A 16,645-nucleotide genomic window follows, 5' to 3' on the forward strand; every position below is an offset into this window, starting at 1 on the left:
GAGGCTTTTCAATATTATCAAAGTTTATTTTTACCAAATTCTCACACGATCTTCTGGAGCAATGTACATTTTATCACCTTCTTTAATACCAAATGCTTCGTAAAACGAATCGACATTTAAAAGTGGTTGTACTGCTCTATTCATTCCTGGAGAATGTGGGTCTGTTTTAATTTTAGTTTTTAAAGCATCATCACGCATTTTAGTTCTCCAAACGGTTGCCCAACTCATAAAAAAACGTTGTTCTGCAGTAAAACCATCTATGTTTTCTGGTCTTTCGCTTTCACCAAAACTTAGTTGTAAAGCATCATAAGCTGCTAATACACCACCTAAATCACCTATGTTTTCACCTAAAGTAAATTTACCATTAATGTTAACTTCTGGTAACACTTCGATAGCACTGTATTGTGCTGCAAGGTCTGCACCTAAGCCTTCAAATTTTGTTAAATCTTCTTTAGTCCACCAATCGTTTAAATTTCCATCTTTATCGTAACGCGATCCAGAATCGTCAAAACTATGAGAAATTTCATGACCAATTACGGCTCCTATTCCTCCATAATTAACTGCGTCGTCTGCTGTATAATTATAAAAAGGAGGTTGTAAAATAGCTGCTGGAAAAACAATTTCGTTATACGAAGGATTAAAATAAGCATTCACAACTTGTGGTGCCATATACCATTCGCTTTTATCTACAGGTTTTCCTAGTTTATCGATGCTCTTTTTAAAGTTCCATGCTTGTGCATTTAAAGAGTTTTGTAGGTAAGAACCTCCATCTTCTGCACTTGCAATATCTAAAGAAGAATAGTCTTTCCACTTATCTGGATACGCTATTTTAATTTGTGTTGCTTTAAGTTTTTCGATGGCCTTTACCTTTGTTTCTGGGCTCATCCACTCCAGATTATTAATTCTGTTTTCGAATGCTAAAATTACATTCTTAATCATTTTTTCTGCTTTTGCTTTTGCTTCTGGCGGAAACTTTCTATCAACATATAATTTACCTAAAGCCTCACCTAATGTTCCGTTTAAACGTCCCAAAGCACGCTCGTCTAGAGCACGTTGCTTTTTAGAACCATTTAAAGTTTTACCATAAAACTCCCAATTTGCTTTGTCTAATTCTGTAGATAAACTACCTGCTGCTCCATTAAAAGCATCCCATCTTAAATAGGTTTTCCAATCTTCTACATTGCCTTCTGCTAATATTTCTTGCAAACGATTAAAGTAACCTAAATCGCCAACTATTACAGTGTCTAATTTTGTTGCACCAATGCCATCAAAATAATTTCTCCAGTTTACGGCTGGTACCATTTTTTGTAAGTCTGCTATAGATCTTGGATTGTAACGTTTACGTGCATCACGCCTCTCTACTTTATCCATTTTTGCTTCAGCAATACGTGTTTCGAAAGCTAAAATTCTATCAGCTTGTGCTTTTGCATCAGTTTCATTATCTCCTAAATACTGTAACATTCTTGCAACATGCTCTACATATTTTGCTCTTTTTTCTTTAGAGTCTGCATCATCTTTTACATAATAATCTCTATCTGGCAAACCTGTACTTCCTCCTCCAACATAAGCAACATTTCTGTTACTATCTTTAGGATCACTACCTACACCAAAACCATATAAACCTCCACCGCCTTTAGGCTCCATTTCTATCATGTAAGCCTGTAAATCTTCACTTGTTTTAATAGCTGCAATTTTAGCTAAGTATGGTTGTAAAGGTTTTAAGCCTTGTTCATTTCTACCTAAAGTATCCATTATAGTTTGAAAATAATGCACCGCTTTTTCTTGGTCTGAACCAGGAAGTACTTCTATAGTTTCGAAGTCTTTATTTGTATTCGTCGCTGCTTTTAAAATAGCCAAAGCATCTTCGTCTGTATTTTTTCTAAGTTCTGAAAAACTTCCCCAAGTAGATCTATCGTCTGGAATCTCGTTAGTTTCTAACCATTTTCCATTTACGTATTTAAAGAAATCATCGCTAGGCTTTACACTTGCATCCATAAAATCCAGATTAATACCTGGTATTTTTTCTAATTGAACCACATCTTCTTTAGGTTCCTCTTTACATGCTACAATACTTGCTAAAGCAAATACACCAAGTAGTGATACTGTTTTAAAGTTAGTTTTCATTTTATTAATATTCTTTAGTTGATTATAAGCATGTAATTTACATAGATATTTTTATGTTACAATTTCATTTAACATAAAAAAGCGCATCCAACTTAATGAATACGCTTAATAAAATAATTATTCTTGCTTTAATTTAGCATAAGTTTTTTAGTGACTTTACTCTTTTCATTATAAATATTTAAGAAATAAACGCCTGATGCATAACTAGTAATATCTATTTTATATTGGTTGTTATTTGTTTTTACATTTTTTTGCTGAAGAACTAATTTCCCAGTAACATCGTAAACATCAAAACTAAAAGCTTCTGGTGTTTTTGTTTTTATATTGAATAATCCATGTGATGGATTTGGGTATACAGAAAAACCATCTGTATTAAATTCGTCTACACTTAATGGATTTTGAGTGACTACTAAATTATCAATAATTACACCTTCTTCGGTTACAGATTGATCTGAATGAAAAACAAATCTAAACATCATAGTTGATTCGTTTGTAAATGCAGTTAAATCGTATGCATAATTAGATAAATTTACACTTTGCCCTGTCCATTGTGCTCCTGGACAGTTCAAACAGTTGTTTCCTGGTAAGGTGCTACTGTTATACCAATTTGAATCTGAAGCAGTACCTAAAACATCCCAATTCACTCCTTGGTTTGTTGAGTATTCCATATATGCAATATCCCAGTCTAACTCTAATTGAAATGCCATATCAAATTGAATAATAGGACTTGAAAGCGTTGTTAAATCGTAACATTCACTTATTAAGTAACTTTTTGTGTTATCAATATATTCTCCGCCTAAATTGGTAGCATATACTTGATTAGTTGGGTTTGAAGCATCATTTAAAACAGTTCCTGTAGGTACTCCTCTTTCCCAATATTGAGTTGTCGCTCCATCATCGGAAACTAGCAACTCTTCGTTTACTGTTTCGAATGTATTTACTACATCTACTACTGCTGAAGCGTTGGCAAGGATTATTTTTTCTTCAGAATTGTTATTAATAGTATAGGCATCGTTAAGTGTGTTAACCGAAGCTGCAAACGTATGCGTTCCTTTAGCCAAAGCAATTTGAGGCAATGTAACTGTTGTTGTTGCTTCGGACGCTAAACTACCTATCCAACTATATACAGTATCTGTTCCATCTACTGAGTATGTTATATCTACCGATGAAATAGTACTAATTCCGTTGTTACTAATTTCTACTTGAGGTGTAATATTAGCATCACATTCTATTGCTGTACTTATTCCAGACAAACCTAACAGCTTAACATCTGTTGGTGCTAATTCTGTTGGAATTATAGATTGCCAAACACCTCTTCCGTAAGTTGCTGCTGTAATTTTATTATCGAAAATATTAACTTCTATATCTGTAACATCAACATTTGGTAATCCAATATTGAATAACTCCCAGGCTAACGTATCATCATCGTAACGATACACACCTAAACTTGTACCTAAAAACAAAGGGTTTTTAGAATGTAAACTTTGATGTTTAATACTATTTTTGGTAACACTTGGTAAACCTGAAGAAATATTTGTAAAGTTTAAACCTCCATCTATAGACTTGTATACCTGACCATTTATTCCAGAAGTAGTAACGTAAACAATGTTATTGTTAGTAGTATTTACTTCTATAGAAGTTATATTATTAGAAAAATTTTCGACTAAAGAAAATACTACTCCTCGATCTGTACTTTTTCTAAGTGCATTATTAATACCTACATACATATTATCTGGATTAATGTCGTCTATTTCTAGTACATCTACACTTGAACCAAAATTTTGAGACACCTGAACCCAAGCGCCATTTTCTAATTTATAAACTGAATTGTACCCAGCAAATAGCTCACTATCGCTATTCATTTTTAATGGTGTAATCCAGTTTCCGTCTTCTGGACTTCCTACAGTACCACTTATTCCTCCTCCTGAAGTATTTGATATATATAAACTACTTCCGTTTTGAATAAAACCATAATAGATATTTGAATTCGCTGGGTCTACAGCTGTATCCATTCCATCTGCTCCATAATAGTTTTGCCAAGTGTTATTGTTGTATGCATGACCACCATTATCTTGTAAACCACCAACCATTTTATCTGAGGATTGCTTAGAAACTGCAATACGATAAAATTGACCAATTTGCATGCCTCCTGTTAAGTCTGTAAAACTTACTCCAGCATTATCCGATTTATAAAAACCTCCATCTGAACCAACCAGTAATTCTCCACCATAAAATCTTATAAAATGAATATCCGCATGTGTATATGTTGAACTAAAAGGTGCGCTCCAACTGTTTATGTTTGTAAACGTGGCCTGCCCATTAGTTCCAACAATACCTTTCCAAACATTTAAAACACCTGTATAAATTTCGTTTTCGTTAGTTGCAGAAACCCCAAAAGCCATATCGTACCAACTTTGTGTAGATTCAAAAATATCACCAACTGTAGCTGGTGTTGCAATTGTGGAGAACGTATCTCCAGAATCAATAGACCTATAAATACCTTTAAATCCATTACCATTATCTGATGCTAAAACGTAAACCAAATTAGGATTTGCAGGTGTAACATCTATTGCTAATCTAGAAATATTAGACAATGGTAATCCTGAACTTGTAGAATTATAAATAGTAAAGCTATCTCCACCATCTGTTGACTTAAAAAATCGGTTTGACGACACAGCATATATTATAGTGTCGTCTTGAGGATTAATTTTGATATCTCTAATGTTTTGTCCTTGTGTATTGTTTGTATTACTCCAAGTTGTTCCAGCATCTATAGATTTGTATACACCATTATTTGTTGCAACCCAAACAATATTAGCATTTGTAGAACTTACATAAATATCGTTCATACTTCCAGGTGTATTTCCTGCATTTAAACCAGTAGTATTCCAATTTAAACCACCATCTATAGACTTCATAACTCCTACACTTACCGAGTCTCCTGCATCATCATCTCCTGTTGCAATATAAATAGTACCAGGATTACTATAATCTATAGCGATACCAGAAACTCCTATTTGTGGTAAAAGATCTGTATATGTAGCCCAAGAAACACCATTGTCTGTAGATTTCCAAAAACCTCCTGCTGGAGCTCCTACGTAATATGTTCCTGCAATAACCTCATCTTTAACTATTACATTAACACGACCTTGACCAGAAGACCAAGAACCAGTATTTGTATGTGTAAATGGGCCAACTGGAACCCAATTACTTTCGTCTGCCATAAAACTTTTTGAAGTTGCATTGCTTTTCGTACTTAAGTAAGTGTTCCAAAGTTCTTGAGAGGTTGGTAAAGTGCCATCTTCTTTTGTAAATTTTCCCCAATGGTTTTCCCAACGCTTAAATGGCTTATAACCGCTGCCTTTTACATTAGGGTCTCTTGTTTCCCAATAGGTATTAAAAGCATTTACAACTTCTTGAAATTGTACTGGGTTGTCTGTTTTTGCTCGAGATTCAACATTTATAGTCTCCATCCAAGGCGCATTCTGGTTGTATTGCGCTTGAGAAAAAGTAAAGCAGAAAAAACAAAATAGGATAAGTAAATTTTTCATTATAATTTTTTTGAAAAGTAAAAATAAGAGATTGTAATGTATTTAGTCGTAAAAAAACAACCTTTAATCTTTGGCTAAAATGTTTTTAGTATATAAATTATCAAAATCCGCCTTCAGTTTCACAACTTCTGAAACATTTTCGTTTGGAATAGCTATAGACAATACATAGTGAGCTACTTTCCATTGGTTGTCTACTAATTTTAGAATTCCAGAGCCTCTACATAATTTCATTTGTGTGTCTAGCAACTCATCGAACCAAGCTAGTTTTTGGTCTTCGTAAACATAAATATTTCTATCTATAGCTGTAAAACTCCATGCTTTTCCTTTATCGAAATAAGGTTTTGAAAAGGTTTTAAAAGCATCAATTTTCCAGTTTTCTGTAGCGTCTGTACCAATAAACACACCATCTTTAGTCATTAAATTAAAGTAGTTATCGAAATTTGCTTCGGCTGCAGCCTTATGCCAAAGATCTAAACTGGTGTTAATATTCTTTTCTATCTCTTCTGTTGAAACAACCTGAGTTTCTAACGTATTTGTATCTATTTTAACTTCAGTTTTGCAAGACACAAAAAGGGCAATTAATAAAAGAAACTTAATTATTCTCATAACGAATCTGGTTTAATAATATTTTGAGCTTCTTTCTCAAACTTCTTGTTTATTTGAAGCGTTAAGTACGAAAAGGATTGAAAGAGCTCTTTTACAGCAATTAGCTTTTCATTTTTATTAGAGGTACTCAAATTAATCACTTCTCTAAATTTTAATAGTTTTGTTCTTAAAATCAACACTCTTGCTTTAATTGGTTCGCTATCTATAGCGTTGGGAGTTGTGCCTTCTATGTCTTTTAAAGTAGTATTAAAAACTTCATCATCCGCTTTAAAGAACGTAAAATCACCTTGTTTCACTTTTTCAATAGCACTTGAAATAGTATTATAGGCGATCCAAGAGTCTAATGTTTCTTTTGCTTTATTATCTATACCATATTCTATATAGTTAATTTTAGAAATGTCTTCTTTAGTTATTTTTGTAGAATCGCTATTAACTACAGTAGTTTCTGTCGAGGTATTTACTTCCTTTTTACATGCTGAAAGCGAAACTAGAAGTATGAGTATTAATAATTTTTTCATTAATTAGGGTATCTTTATTATTACAAATATATTGTATTCAAGCTTTTAAGTTCTTAGTAATATCATAAAAATATACTCAAGGTATTAATATTCTCTTTTTAACTAAAAGTTGAATAAAATCTTATTATTTTTGATTCACTTTATATACAACAATACTATGTCATCAAAAATTTTAATTATTGGCGCTTGTGGTCAAATAGGTTCGGAACTTACTTACAAACTTAGAGAAATCTATGGCGTTGATAATGTTATTGCCAGCGATATAAATACTCGAAAACTAGAATTAGTAAATGCTGGGCCATTTGTTATTCTTGATGCTAAAAACTTTAATGCTATTAAAGATTGCTGTATAAATAATAATGTGAAAACAATTTATTTAATGGCTGCTTTGTTGAGTGCTACCGGAGAAAAATACCCAATGGAAGCTTGGGATTTAAATATGAATTCTCTTTTTCATGTTTTAAATCTTGCTAAAGGAAAAGTTATCGATAAAGTATTTTGGCCTTCTAGCATTGCTGTTTTTGGACCAACAACTCCTAAAGAGAATACTCCGCAATATACAACTATGGAGCCTACAACGGTTTACGGTATTACTAAACAAGTTGGTGAGCGTTGGTGTGAATATTACCATAATAAATACGGTGTAGATGTTAGAAGTATTCGCTATCCTGGGATTATTAGCTGGAAAACATTACCAGGTGGTGGCACTACAGATTATGCTGTTGAAATTTATCATGAAGCTTTAAAAGAAAGTAAATACGAGTGTTTTCTATCTGAAAACACAGCATTACCAATGTTATTTATGGACGATGCCATTAAAGCTACAGTAGATATTATGGCTGCAAAACCGGAGACTATAAAAATAAGATCTGCTTATAATTTATCTGGTATTAGTTTTACGCCAAAAGAAATTGCGGCATCTATACAAAAAGTTATTCCTGACTTTAAAATGACTTACAAACCAGATTTTAGGCAACAAATTGCTGATTCTTGGCCACAAAGCATTGATGATACTGAAGCTAGAGAACAATGGAACTGGAAACATAGTTTTGACTTAGAAGCTATTACCAAAGAAATGCTAACGCAATTAAAAGCTTCTAAAAACTAATTTTACAAAATAAACAAAGGCCTAATAACCAACCTTTGCTCTTACACGACTTAAAACAGCATTTGCTACAACTTTAGCTTTTTCTGCTCCTTTAGCAAGTGCTTCGTCTATTTTATCAAGATTATCCATATAGAAATTGTAACGCTCTCGTTCTGTTTCGAATGTTTTTAAAATTAACTCAAACAAAGCTTGTTTTGCGTGACCATAACCGTAATTACCATTTTCGTAATTAGCTTTCATGGCAGCAATCTCTTCTTCCGAAGCCAATAAACTATAAATGGTAAAACAGTTACAAGTAGCCCAATCTTTTGGCTCTTCTAAAGGTGTACTATCTGTTTCGATGCTCATTATTTGTTTACGCAATTTCTTTTCTGGCAAAAAGATATTGATAATATTACCTTTACTCTTACTCATTTTTGCGCCATCTGTTCCAGGAATAAGCATGGTACTCTCTTGTATTTTCCCTTCTGGCATTACAAATGTTTCACCCATTTTAGCATGAAAACGAGAAGCAACATCACGTGTCATTTCTATGTGTTGCAATTGGTCTTTCCCTACAGGTATAATTTCGGCATCGTATAACAAAATATCTGCTGCCATAAGCATAGGGTAGGTAAACAAACCAGCGTTTACATCTTCTAAACGGTCTGCTTTATCTTTAAAACTATGCGCTAATGTTAAACGTTGGTATGGAAAAAAACAACTTAAGTACCAAGATAACTCTGTAGTTTGTGGTATATCACTTTGTCTATAAAACACTGTTTTATCAATATCTAAACCAAGAGCCAACCAGGTTGCAGCTGTAGAGTATGTGTTATTACGTAACGTTTCTCCATCTTTAATTTGTGTAAGCGAATGCATATCTGCTATAAACAAATACGATTCGTTCGCTGTATCGTTAGCTAAAGCCATTGCTGGCATTAATGCGCCTAAAATATTTCCTAAATGTGGTGTTCCTGTACTTTGTATTCCTGTAAGTATTCTTGCCATAATTTTACCTATACCTTAACTCTACTCTACCTAAACATTAGTAGAAGTTTTTTTTAGTTAATTAAAAAACAAAGGTATTTTTTTTCAATTAAAATAGCTCAAAACAATTATGTATTTTTGACGCTTATGGTTGTATTTAAATACATTTTCTGGTTTTTATACCGTATTTGGTTTTACATAATGGTTGCATTACCAATTATTTTCATGTTTCCTTTTCTAATAGTCTCTATTTTAAAAGAATCTTGGTATCCCTATTTCTTTAAGTTAGCGCGTATTTGGGCACGTTGTATTTTAATAGGCATGGGCTTTAATACTAAAATAACAAGAGAACAAATGCCAGAAATAAACAAGAGTTATATGTTTATTGCCAACCACACCTCTATGGTAGACATTATGCTAATGTTGGTTACTGTTAAAAATCCATTTGTTTTTGTTGGTAAAGCAGAACTCGCAAAGATTCCGTTATTTGGTTTTTTCTATAAGCGTACCGCTATTTTAGTAGATAGAAACAACCAAAAAAGCAGACAAGCTGTGTTTTTAAGAGCGCAAAGACGACTAAAACAAGGCTTAAGTATTTGTATTTTCCCAGAAGGTTTAGTTCCCGAAGAACACATTCTTTTAACCGATTTTAAAGATGGTGCTTTCCGCTTAGCAATTAATCATCAAATACCCATAGTGCCTATTACTTTTGGTGATAATAAAAAGCGTTTTTCTTATACATTTTTTAGCGGAAGTCCAGGACAAATGAGAGCTGAAATTCATAAATTTATTGAGACCGAAGGCTTAACAAAGCATGATGCTAAAGCTATTAATGCAGAGTCTAAATCTGTTATTTATAATCAGTTGTTGGAGTTTGGGAGTAAGTAGCCTAAGCTAATGATCTTTAGATTAAAAGCAATGGGTTTTTATTTTTAGCAAAATTTATAAGATTGCCACGTCGCAAAAATCCCCTCGCAATAACAGATGCGAACAAGCATTTTGTGTAAGCGACTGTACACTATTATTTAAAACCCACGCTCCTGTTGCAACTGCTCGTAAGCCTTTTGTACTTGCTTAAACTTATCTTCGGCTCCTTTTTTATGCTCTTCTCCTAAGTGTTCTACTTTGTCTGGGTGGTATTTTTTAGCCATATTTCTATAGGCTTTTTTAATTTCGCCTGTAGTAGCAGACTTTGTGATTTCTAAAATTTCGTAAGCATTATCGCTACTGTTATAAAACATCGCTTTTATACTATTATAATCGCGAGAACTAACGCCAAGGTAACCTGCTATTGTGAAGATTTGTCGTTCTTCGTCATCGGTTACCATACCATCGGCTTTTGCGATACCGAATAAAAAGTGCATAAGTTGTAAACGAGACGAGTGATCCATCATTTGCTGTATTTGCATACATACTTGACGCAATGGAACGGTTTGCTGGCTCACTTTTTTAAATAATTCGAATGCTTTGTTGGCTCTATCTTTGCCATACATACCAACAAATTGTTTTCGCACAAAGTCTAATTCTCTTTGGTCTTGTACGCCATCCGCCTTTATAACTACTGTTGCTAGAATTAGTAAACTAACTTCAAAATCTCCAGAGGTTGTTTGTGCTCTTCTTTGTTGTTGTGTTCTATAGTTTGGTCTTCTGCCTTGTTGCTGTTGCGAATCATCGCCTTGACCTAAAAATATGTTTCCTTTTCCTGATGCTAAAGCATCTCCTAATCCACCAAGTGCTAATCCTATTATTGCTCCTATTGGTCCTCCAAAAGACCAACCTATTGTGGCACCAATCCATTTTAATCCACTCATTATCCTGTTATTATTTTTAAGATTGTAAATATAATACTTTGTTAGTTGTCAATTCCTTTGTTTTGTTACGACTATTAGCTGGTAAGAGCGTTAAGGATGGAACGGCGTGTTTGAGCTCTTTTTTGTTTTTCTCAAAAAAAGCGAGTAGTGATAGCCTGACCTTATGGCACCATAGTGACATAAGGTAACGCCATAATAATTATTGCATGGTTTTTGATTAACTTTGTACAAATAGAATATTAATATAAAAATTAGAAAGATATGTATCCAGCAGAAATGGTAAAACCTATGAGCGAAGATTTAACAAACGCAGGTTTTGAAGCATTACATACAGCAGCGTCTGTTGACGAAGCGATAAAAAGAGAAGGAACTACGTTAGTGGTTGTAAATTCAGTTTGTGGTTGTGCAGCAGCAAATGCGCGTCCAGGTGCAAAAATGAGTTTAAATAATGATAAAAAACCTACTAATATCGTAACTGTTTTTGCAGGTGTAGATAAAGATGCGGTTAACCAAGCGAGAGCACATATGGTACCTTTTCCTCCAAGTTCGCCAAGTATGGCTTTGTTTAAAAATGGAGAATTAGTACACATGTTAGAGCGCCATCATATTGAAGGTCGTCCTGCAGAATTAATTGCAGAAAATCTTGTAGATGCTTATAACGAGCATTGCTAAGAGTTAAATAACAGAAAATTACTTTGCTTTTTAAGCTAAGTATTACAGAAAAACCACGTTTTTTAAACGTGGTTTTTCTATTTTTGGAGGATAGATTTTTATATTAAAATGAGAAAAATTTTAGCATATCCATTAACTTGTATTTATTACCTATTTTTTGGGTTATCGTTACTTGTTTTTCATCCAATACAATGGTTTTGTTTTAATGTATTTGGGTATAACGCTCTTAAAAAAAGCGTAGACCTTTTACAGTTTTGTTTAATGCGTTGCTTAAACTGTTTAGGTACTTGGCATACGTTTATAAATCCTTATAAATTAGACACATCTCAACCTGTTATTATTGTTTCTAATCACCAAAGTATGGCAGATATTCCGCCATTAATGTGGTATTTTAGAAAACATCATGTAAAATTTGTTAGCAAAAAGGAATTAGGAAAAGGTATTCCAAGTGTTTCTTACAATTTACGCCATGGAGGATCGGCTTTAATAGACCGTAAAAACCCGAGACAAGCTATTGTTGCTATTAGAAAATTTGCAGATTATATAGAATCTACAAATAGAGCAGCAGTTATTTTTCCTGAAGGCACTAGAAGTCGCGATGGAAGACCTAAAAAATTTCAAACTAAAGGTTTGGAAACACTAATAAAATATATACCAAGCGCAGTTATTGTTCCTGTAACGATTAATAATTCTTGGAAGAATTTACGTTATGGAAAATTTCCATTGGGAATAGGAAATAATATTATTATTAATGCTCATAAACCTGTTAAATTAAGTGATTTTGAAACACAGGAATTATTATTAGCATATATTGAAACTACTATAAAAAACAGTATAAAACTTTAAGATTATGTCATTAAAAAATATAAGATTAGAAGTAATGTCGTTTTTAGAAAAGGACATAGAAACACTAATAGAAAAATATTTAATTCCTCCTGAAACTATATGGCAACCTACGGATTTTTTACCAAATTCTGAAGGCCCAAACTTCCTTGAAGAAGTTAAAGAAATTAGAGAGCTTTCTAAAGAATTACCTTACGATTTCTGGGTGGTTTTAGTTGGTGATATGATTACTGAAGAAGCGCTACCAACCTACGAATCTTGGTTAATGGATGTTGAAGGTGTAGACCAAGGTGGTAGAAATGGTTGGGCAAAATGGGTTAGACATTGGACAGCCGAAGAAAACCGTCATGGAGATGTACTTAATAAATACCTATATCTTTCTGGTCGTGTAAATATGAGAGAAATTGAACAAACCACACAACATCTTATTGCAGATGGTTTTGATATTGGTACAGCTCAAGACCCTTATAAAAACTTTGTTTACACTAGTTTCCAGGAATTAGCAACTTATGTTTCTCATAATCGTGTTGCTAAATTAGCAAAGCAAAAAGGTAACAAACAATTATCTAAAATGTGTAAGATTATTGCTGGTGACGAAATGAGACATCATCATGCTTACAGTGAGTTTGTAGAGCGTATTTTTGCTGTAGATCCAAGCCAAATGATGTTAGCTTTTCAATACATGATGAAGCAAAAAATTACAATGCCTGCTCATTTTTTAAGAGAATCTGGAGGGAAAATAGGATCTGTTTTCGAAGAGTTCTCAAACACAGCACAACGTATTGGTGTTTATACTTCTTTAGATTATATTGAAATATTAGAAAAGCTAACTAAACGTTGGGAAATAGATAAAATTACAGGCCTTAATGATGAAGCTGAAAAAGCTCGTGATTATTTAATGAAACTACCTTCAAGAATGTTACGTTTGGCAGACAGAATAAAGATTCCTGAAAACTCATACCAATTTAAATGGGTTGAACCTGCAAAGTTATAGCATGATTGACCTTGTTTTAATAGAAGCGACCAAAGCATTTGTGAAAAAAGAATTAGCAAATGCTGAAGGTGGACATGATTGGTTTCATATAGAGCGTGTTTATAACAATGCTTTACTTATTTCTAAAGGCGAAAACGTGAATGCCAAGATAGTAGCCTTGAGCGCTTTATTACACGATATTGCAGATAGTAAATTTAATAATGGAGATGATACTATTGGCCCTAAAAAAGCAAGAACCTTTTTGTTTGAGCAAAATGTTGATTCTGTAGTTATTGAACATGTTGTTAATATTATTAAAAACATATCCTTTAGTTCTAATATTGGAAAAACAAATGCATTTAACTCTTTAGAATTACAAGTTGTTCAAGATTCAGACCGTTTAGATGCGCTTGGAGCTATTGGTATAGCACGTGCTTTTAACTATGGCGGCTTTAAAAACAGAGCTATTTACAATCCAGATATTAAGCCAAATCTTAATATGACAAAAGCCGAATATAAAGCCTCTACTGCTCCAACAGTTAATCATTTTTACGAAAAACTATTGCTTTTAAAAGACACGATGAATACTAAAACTGGTAGACAAATAGCTTTAGAGAGACACAATTATATGGAAGCGTTTCTTAAGCAGTTTTTTGCTGAATGTGATGGTGAGAAATAATTTAATCCTCCTTAGCAACCTCTAATGCAGTAATTTTATATTCTAGAATAGTCATTTCTTCACCATTTTCTATAATTTCTTCTGCTGTTAACGTTTTACTGCCATTAACATAATCTATTATCTCTTTCCTTTTGGCAAAGTAATAATCTAATGCTTCTTCAACGCTACTTTTCATAATCTAAAATTATTGTATAATTAATTTTATTTCGCTCCTATATTTTGATGCATTCTTGCCTGTTATTTCCTTAAACACCTTATTAAAATGAGAGAAGTTATTAAAGCCGCACTCAAAACAAACATCTGTAATACTCATTTTGCTTTCAGACAATAATTTTGTCGCATGCACGACTCTATATTCATTAACTAACTTTGTAAATGTCTTACCTGTTGCTTTTTTAAAATAACGACAAAAGGCTGGCACTGTCATACTTACTTGCTTAGCAATGGTATCTAAACTTATATGCTCTTTAAAATTACTATAAACATATTTAAAAACAATATCAATCTTAGCGTTGTCTTGTAATTGCGCTTCAAACGCATAACCATCTGCATTTAGTAACACATAATCTTCAGCTTCTGCTAAAATATGAAGTATTTCAAGTAGTTTAATAACTCGTTTAAAACCTTCGTATTTAGTTAGTTTTGTTATTTTCTCTCCAACTTTTTCTTTAGTTTCTGGTTTAAAAAGCAATCCTTTTTTGGCACGCTCTAAAAGCAACGAAATACTACTCATTTGTGGTAAGCTAAAAAAATCTTTACCTAAAAAATCTGGATGAAACTGTATTAGTGTTTCTTTTCCTTTAGCCGTTAATCTATTTTCAAATCCATTATGAGGTAAATTAGAACCCACTAAAATTAGTTGACTGTTATCAAAATAAGACATGTGATTACCAATATGTCTTCGTCCTTTTCCTTTATTTACATAAACCAATTCTATCTCTGGATGGAAATGCCAAAATGCTTGATCTCTTTTCCTTTTCTTAAGTTTATTAACTGCAAGAATGGAATTCCCGAATCCAGGTGATATTTTCTCTAATGTAGGCTTCTTATTCAAAAGTAGATTTTAAGATGTAAAATTAATTATTCTGTTGGTTGTAAATCTATACTAAATTAACTTTTTTATATACTAAATTAACCTTAACGCGCCTTAAAAATAATATAGTAGTTAATTTAGTATACAAATAAGCCAAAATAGGTGTTTTCCACACTAACCTTTGTATATATCTTTGCAGAGTAAATATTAAACAAATTAAGATTATGAAAAAAGCAATTCAAAAAAGCCTATTATTAGTTGCTGTATTAGTAACAATGATAAACTACGCAAGCAATGTTTCTCCATTAAATGAAGATGAAAACATTAAAAAAATAGTTCTAACTTTAAACAATGTAAAAGAAGGACAACAATTATTAATTAAAGATGACAATCAGGTTATTCTTTACAAAGAGGCTATTTCTAAGTCTGGAGATTATAAAAAAGGATTTGATTTAACTGCATTACCAAATGGAGATTACTATTTCGAACTTAATAAAGATATTGTAATAGAGGTTATTCCTTTTAAAGTAAACTATAATGTAGTTACTTTTAATAAGGATAATAAAATGGAAATTTTTAAGCCTTTTGTAACATTAAAAAACAATACTGTTTTTGTTTCTTTATTAACTTTAGACGCAAAACCTGTAAGCTTATCTATTTACTATAATAACGATGGTTCTATGGAATTAATCCATAAAGAAACTATAATTAATGCTGTAAATATTCAAAAATCTTACAAATTAGATGCTACAAAAACAGGAAGCTATATCTTTTCTATTAATACAGAAGGTCGGGCATTTTCAAATAGCATAAACCTTTAGACTCTGTGATAAGTTAGAGTTTAAGATTAATTTAGTTAGTTAATTACAAAAAGTGAGCTTTAGAGCTCACTTTTTTTATGCTATTTACTATTCTTTATCTCTGTAAAATAAGCAATTTATTTGCCTGGAAATTCTGCTTTACGTTTTTCTAAAAAAGCTGTTGTACCTTCTTTAAAATCTTCTGTACCAAAGCATTTTCCAAATTGTTTAATTTCTACTTTATAACCATCTTTTCCATCTTTATAATTTGCATTTACAGCTTTAATAGCTTTGCTTATTGCAACAGACGAATTACGCATAATTTTACTTGCAATTTTTTCGGCTAAAGGGATTAGTTCTTCTTGAGACACTACGTGGTTTACTAAACCGTAATCTTTAGCTGTATTTGCATCTATCATTCCAGCTGTCATTACCATTTCCATAGCACGACCTTTACCAACTAATTGCGGTAAACGCTGTGTACCTCCATAACCTGGTATTACTCCTAAAGACACTTCTGGTAATCCCATTTTTGCATTATCACTTGCAACCCTAAAATGTGCTGCCATTGCTAATTCTAATCCTCCACCAAGTGCAAAACCATTTACAGCTGCAATTACTGGAGTACTTAAATTCTCTACAAAATCGAACAATAACTCTTGTCCTTTTGCTGCTAACTTTCCACCGTTTTCAATGTTAAAATTTGCAAACTCACTTATATCTGCACCAGCAACAAATGCTTTTTCGCCACTTCCAGTAATGATAATTACTTTTACTCCTTTATCTTTATTTGCAGCTTTAAAAGCTTCATGAAGCTCTTCAATTGTTGCTTTGTTTAAAGCATTTAATTTTGAAGGTCTATTTATTGTAATGGTTGTGATTCCATTTTTACTTGCTGAGATGATGTTTTCGTAATTCATAAAAAAATATTTTATTCGTTAAAGTGAATTTCTGCCTA

Annotated in this window: 16 protein-coding genes; 7 read left to right on the forward strand and 9 right to left on the reverse strand. The window is 32.5% G+C overall.

Features of this window, described 5'->3' with window-relative positions:
* Nucleotides 1-30 precede the first annotated feature (30 nt).
* From CW733_RS11970 to CW733_RS11985, 4 genes are all read right to left on the reverse strand, one after another.
* Nucleotides 31-2,124 (reverse strand): M13 family metallopeptidase, encoded by a 2,094-nt coding sequence (locus tag CW733_RS11970; RefSeq protein ID WP_100997396.1) that lies wholly within the window; start codon nucleotides 2,122-2,124, stop codon nucleotides 31-33.
* 128 nt (nucleotides 2,125-2,252) lie between these two features.
* Nucleotides 2,253-5,675, reverse strand: coding sequence for a T9SS type A sorting domain-containing protein (locus CW733_RS11975; protein WP_100997397.1), 3,423 nt, complete (start codon nucleotides 5,673-5,675; stop codon nucleotides 2,253-2,255).
* Nucleotides 5,676-5,738: 63 nt separating this feature from the next.
* Nucleotides 5,739-6,281 (reverse strand): nuclear transport factor 2 family protein, encoded by a 543-nt coding sequence (locus CW733_RS11980; RefSeq protein WP_100997398.1) that lies wholly within the window; start codon nucleotides 6,279-6,281, stop codon nucleotides 5,739-5,741.
* On the reverse strand, nucleotides 6,278-6,799 hold the full coding sequence (locus CW733_RS11985; protein ID WP_100997399.1) for a hypothetical protein: 522 nt from the start codon (nucleotides 6,797-6,799) through the stop codon (nucleotides 6,278-6,280). Before CW733_RS11985 ends, CW733_RS11980 begins: the two co-directional genes overlap by 4 nt.
* A gap of 157 nt (nucleotides 6,800-6,956) precedes the next feature.
* On the opposite strand from CW733_RS11985, the gene CW733_RS11990 reads away from it, so the two are divergent.
* Nucleotides 6,957-7,907 (forward strand): NAD-dependent epimerase/dehydratase family protein, encoded by a 951-nt coding sequence (locus CW733_RS11990; protein WP_100997400.1) that lies wholly within the window; start codon nucleotides 6,957-6,959, stop codon nucleotides 7,905-7,907.
* A 21-nt stretch (nucleotides 7,908-7,928) separates the two neighbouring features.
* On the opposite strand, the gene trpS is transcribed toward CW733_RS11990, so the two are convergent.
* Complete coding sequence (gene trpS / locus CW733_RS11995; protein WP_100997401.1) at nucleotides 7,929-8,897, reverse strand: tryptophan--tRNA ligase; 969 nt, start codon at nucleotides 8,895-8,897, stop codon at nucleotides 7,929-7,931.
* A 126-nt stretch (nucleotides 8,898-9,023) separates the two neighbouring features.
* Between trpS and CW733_RS12000 the strand changes: the two genes are divergently transcribed.
* Entirely contained in the window at nucleotides 9,024-9,764 is a 741-nt protein-coding gene (locus CW733_RS12000) for a 1-acyl-sn-glycerol-3-phosphate acyltransferase (protein ID WP_100997402.1), read from the forward strand.
* A 137-nt stretch (nucleotides 9,765-9,901) separates the two neighbouring features.
* On the opposite strand, the gene CW733_RS12005 is transcribed toward CW733_RS12000, so the two are convergent.
* Entirely contained in the window at nucleotides 9,902-10,687 is a 786-nt protein-coding gene (locus CW733_RS12005; protein WP_198520073.1) for a TerB family tellurite resistance protein, read from the reverse strand.
* A 261-nt stretch (nucleotides 10,688-10,948) separates the two neighbouring features.
* On the opposite strand from CW733_RS12005, the gene CW733_RS12010 reads away from it, so the two are divergent.
* The 4 genes from CW733_RS12010 to CW733_RS12025 all read left to right on the forward strand — a co-directional run bounded on the left by CW733_RS12010 (nucleotide 10,949) and on the right by CW733_RS12025 (nucleotide 13,854).
* Nucleotides 10,949-11,359: a BrxA/BrxB family bacilliredoxin gene (locus tag CW733_RS12010; RefSeq protein ID WP_100997404.1), complete on the forward strand. Its 411-nt coding sequence runs from the start codon at nucleotides 10,949-10,951 to the stop codon at nucleotides 11,357-11,359.
* A 108-nt stretch (nucleotides 11,360-11,467) separates the two neighbouring features.
* Nucleotides 11,468-12,205 (forward strand): 1-acyl-sn-glycerol-3-phosphate acyltransferase, encoded by a 738-nt coding sequence (locus CW733_RS12015; RefSeq protein ID WP_100997405.1) that lies wholly within the window; start codon nucleotides 11,468-11,470, stop codon nucleotides 12,203-12,205.
* A gap of 4 nt (nucleotides 12,206-12,209) precedes the next feature.
* On the forward strand, nucleotides 12,210-13,196 hold the full coding sequence (locus CW733_RS12020; RefSeq protein WP_100997406.1) for an acyl-ACP desaturase: 987 nt from the start codon (nucleotides 12,210-12,212) through the stop codon (nucleotides 13,194-13,196).
* 1 nt (nucleotide 13,197) lies between these two features.
* The gene (locus CW733_RS12025) at nucleotides 13,198-13,854 is read left to right on the forward strand and encodes an HD domain-containing protein (protein ID WP_100997407.1); all 657 of its coding nucleotides are present in this window, start codon (nucleotides 13,198-13,200) and stop codon (nucleotides 13,852-13,854) included.
* A gap of 1 nt (nucleotide 13,855) precedes the next feature.
* On the opposite strand, the gene CW733_RS16545 is transcribed toward CW733_RS12025, so the two are convergent.
* Nucleotides 13,856-14,029 (reverse strand): hypothetical protein, encoded by a 174-nt coding sequence (locus CW733_RS16545; RefSeq protein ID WP_198520074.1) that lies wholly within the window; start codon nucleotides 14,027-14,029, stop codon nucleotides 13,856-13,858.
* Between the two features lie 9 nt (nucleotides 14,030-14,038).
* Complete coding sequence (locus CW733_RS12030; protein WP_100997408.1) at nucleotides 14,039-14,908, reverse strand: AraC family transcriptional regulator; 870 nt, start codon at nucleotides 14,906-14,908, stop codon at nucleotides 14,039-14,041.
* Between the two features lie 203 nt (nucleotides 14,909-15,111).
* Here CW733_RS12030 and CW733_RS12035 point away from each other — a divergent pair, with 203 nt between their 5' ends.
* Entirely contained in the window at nucleotides 15,112-15,708 is a 597-nt protein-coding gene (locus tag CW733_RS12035) for a hypothetical protein (protein WP_100997409.1), read from the forward strand.
* A gap of 116 nt (nucleotides 15,709-15,824) precedes the next feature.
* On the opposite strand, the gene CW733_RS12040 is transcribed toward CW733_RS12035, so the two are convergent.
* Nucleotides 15,825-16,607, reverse strand: coding sequence for an enoyl-CoA hydratase/isomerase family protein (locus tag CW733_RS12040; RefSeq protein ID WP_100997410.1), 783 nt, complete (start codon nucleotides 16,605-16,607; stop codon nucleotides 15,825-15,827).
* Nucleotides 16,608-16,645: the final 38 nt, after the last annotated feature.

Origin of the sequence: Lacinutrix sp. Bg11-31 (genome assembly GCF_002831665.1) — a bacterium.
GTDB lineage: Bacteria > Bacteroidota > Bacteroidia > Flavobacteriales > Flavobacteriaceae > Lacinutrix.